The 3,421-nt window shown below is 64.8% G+C and carries 2 protein-coding genes; one reads left to right on the forward strand and one right to left on the reverse strand.

Going from position 1 to position 3,421, the window contains the following annotated elements:
- On the forward strand, positions 1-1,781 hold a 1,781-nt coding region (locus ACIQ17_RS32300), incomplete at its 5' end, for a xanthine dehydrogenase family protein molybdopterin-binding subunit (protein WP_398473637.1).
- A gap of 910 nt (positions 1,782-2,691) precedes the next feature.
- Here ACIQ17_RS32300 and ACIQ17_RS32305 read toward each other — a convergent pair.
- Positions 2,692-3,270, reverse strand: coding sequence for a MarR family winged helix-turn-helix transcriptional regulator (locus ACIQ17_RS32305; RefSeq protein WP_398473639.1), 579 nt, complete (start codon positions 3,268-3,270; stop codon positions 2,692-2,694).
- Positions 3,271-3,421 lie beyond the last annotated feature (151 nt).

Below are 3,421 nucleotides of genomic sequence, written 5' to 3' on the forward strand. Positions count from 1 at the left end.
CGCATGTGACAAAACTCGATATCGAGAACACCCGCGTCGCCGTCGTGTCGATGGAGCCGCGCTGCGCGCTGGCGTCGTTCGACAAAAAGAGCGATCGCTACATCCTGCAGGTGCCGACCCAGGGCGTGTCCGGCAATCGCGCGACGCTGGCGCGACATCTCAACGTGCCGGCCGAGAAGGTGCGCATCCTCACCGGCAATGTCGGCGGCTCCTTCGGCATGAAGAATGTGAGCTATCCCGAATATATCTGCCTGCTGCACGCGGCGAAGGAACTGGGCAAGCCGGTGAAGTGGGTGGACGAGCGCTCGTCCAGCTTTCTCTCCGACAGCCACGGCCGCGCGCAACAGATCCATGCGGAGCTGGCGCTCGACAAGGACGGCAAGTTTCTCGCCGCGCGCGTCTCGGGCTATGGCAATCTCGGCGCCTATATCACCGGCGTCTCGCCATTGCCGCTGTCGCTCAACACCGGCAAGAACCTGCCGAGCGTCTATCGCACGCCGCTCATCGGCGTCGATGTGAAATGCGTGGTCACCAACACCACGCTGATGGGCGCCTATCGCGGCGCAGGTCGACCCGAAGCGAACTATTTCATGGAGCGCCTGATCGACCGCGCGGCGGACGAAATGGGCATCGACCGGCTGACGCTGCGCAAGCGCAATTTCATCAAGCCATCGCAGCTGCCTTTCGCGGCGGCATCGGGCGTCACCTATGACAGCGGCGATTTCCAGGGCGTGTTCGATAAGGCGCTGGCGATCTCCGATCATGCCGGCTTCGCCAAGCGCAAGCGCGAGGCCCGCAAGCAGGGAAAGCTGCGCGGTATCGCCGTCGGCTCCTATCTCGAAGTCACCGCGCCGCCGTCGGGCGAACTCGGCAAGGTGACGTTCGATCCCGATGGCACGGTGACCATCACGACGGGCACGCTGGACTACGGCCAGGGCCATGCGACGCCGTTCGCGCAGGTGCTGTCGGAGCGGCTCGGCGTGCCCTTCGATGCGATCCGGCTGCAGCAGAATGACAGCGACCTCGTGCGCACCGGCAATGGCACCGGCGGCTCGCGCTCGATCACCGCATCGGGCCAGGCGATCGTCGAGGCATCCGATCTGGTCATTGCCAAGGGCAAGGTTGCTGCTGCGCATCTGATGGAAGCATCGGAAGCCGATATCGAATTCGCCGATGGCCGCTTCACCATCGCCGGCACCGATCGCTCCATCGACATCATGGAGCTGTCGCAGCGGATGCGGGACGGCAAGCTGCCCGAGGGCGCGCCGGAGACGCTCGATGTGGATCATGCCAGCGAGGGACCGCCTTCCACCTTCCCCAATGGCTGCCATGTGGCGGAAGTGGAGATCGATCCGGACACCGGCGTGCTGGCCATCGTCCGCTACAGCGCCGTGAACGACTTCGGCACCATCGTCAATCCGATGATCGTTGCGGGCCAATTGCATGGCGGCGTCGCGCAGGGCATCGGCCAGGCGCTGATGGAGAAGGTGAGCTACGATGCATCGGGCCAGCCGATCACCGGCTCCTTCATGGACTACGCCTTGCCACGCGCCGGCGACATTCCGCCGATGGCGATCGGCGATCATCCCTCGCCCGCCACGACCAACCCGCTCGGCACCAAGGGCTGCGGCGAAGCCGGCTGCGCGGGAAGTCTCGCCACCGTGGTCAATGCAGTGGTGGATGCGCTGGGCGACTATGGCGTGACGCATCTCGACATGCCGCTGACATCGGAACGGATCTGGCGCGCGATCCAGGACGGGAAGAGCAGCAAGGTGGCGTGAGGCGCTCCTCTTTTCCCTCCCCAAGCCGCGAAGCGGCGCCGTGGGGAGGGTGGATCGAAGCGAGCGTTCAGCGAGCTTCGAGACGGGTGGGGTCTATCCCCACGTGAGGACGGAGTGTGGGGAAGCCCCCCACCCCGGCCCTCCCCACTGCGCGTGGCTGCGCCACGCTTGAGGGAGGGAGCACATCTTCCGCGCGTCACTTCACTCAACATGTCAAACAGCCCCTGTCCCCGCGACGCTTCCGCGCCCGAGTTTTGCGCCTTGCTTCCGCCCTCTCCTCGAAGAGGGCGCGCGGAACGCCGGGTGCCCGATGCACCCTGGGGCCTGATGCCGATGCGCGGCACTCCGCGATGAAGGAGCATCAGGACTTTCGGAGAACCGGAAACAACCGGCGTTCCGCACGCAGTGGTGCTCCCGGCTCGCTTCGCTGGTCCCCTGGTGACCGACCCTTGGGTTCAATCCACCACTCAGAGGGCTGACGACGCTTCCACCACCCTGTCCTCCCACCGCAGCGGGATTTCACTGGGGCTTTCACGCTGCCTCATGGCGCAAGGCGATGCGCCGGGGGCCTCACGACTTGGGCCGTCCGCCAGCCGCTGCGGTCGTCCGTCAGGCGGGGCATCAAGGTCCTCTTCGTCCGACCGGAGAATGCCGCGTCCGCAGTGGTGTCCTGCCTGGCGGCATCTCCCGCCGGATGGCGGAAGTCCCGATGTCCCGCGTGACGCCGCAGTTTCGGCGTCCACCGCATCCCGCTCCGCAATCGTGACGATGGCGATTGCCCCTCTCGGGTGGAGCAGGACCAGACCAGCCTAGCCCCGACACAACCTCAAGTAAAGAACAAAAAGAGAACTACCTGAACATGCGCGGGATGGACCAGCGTGGGGCAGACCGAATGGAATCGTCTCCGGCCCTAGCGCGGCTGCAGATACTTCTGCAACGCGATGGCGCTGTCGCTGGATTCCACGAGTTTTTCCACACTGGTGAGCAGCCGCGCGAGTTCACCGGCACCAAGGCAATCGAACTGGACGTCATTGACCTGACGCTGGATCGGCGCGAGGCGCGTCAGCAAGTCATGGCCCTGCGCGGTCACCACGAGACGCAGCCGCCGCCGGTCCTCCGGATCGGTAAGCTTGTCGAGCAAGCCCATCTGCTGCAGCTTGTTGGACACCGTGGTGACGAACGCACCGCTGAGATGCAGATTCGCGGCAAGCTCACGCACGCTCACCTGCCCTTCTGCGCCGAGCAATCGTGCCGAGACCAGCACCGTATATTCGATGGCGGACAGGCCGGCCGCCGCGGCATGCCCCTCGCGAACGGTGTCGTGCCGGGCAACAAATGCAAGCAGCGTGTGCACCAGCTGACGAAACACGTGATCCGAGCCGTCCACCAACAGCGCGTTCAGCGATGTCGTCAGCGGCGGTGCGGCGAGTTTCGATTTCGGTCGGTGCGACGTCCCGGAGGCAGACGGCACCGATTTGGAACGTGGCATACGCGATCCGAACGAGCTTGGTTACAAAGGTGTGCGACGCTCCCGGCAGAAGGTCAAGCACATATCTTTCTCATCAAGCTAATGCACGCCTCCCGCTCGCCGGAAATTTCACGCGTCACTCGTCGTCCCGTGCCGTCATCAGTTTGATAGC

It is taken from the genome of Tardiphaga sp., from assembly GCF_044340795.1.
Taxonomy (GTDB): Bacteria; Pseudomonadota; Alphaproteobacteria; order Rhizobiales; family Xanthobacteraceae; genus Tardiphaga.

What these genes read in the sequence shown, in the direction of transcription:
- ACIQ17_RS32305 (WP_398473639.1), bottom strand. Translation starts at nt 3,270, where the DNA reads ATGCCACGTTCCAAATCGGTGCCGTCTGCCTCCGGGACGTCGCACCGA.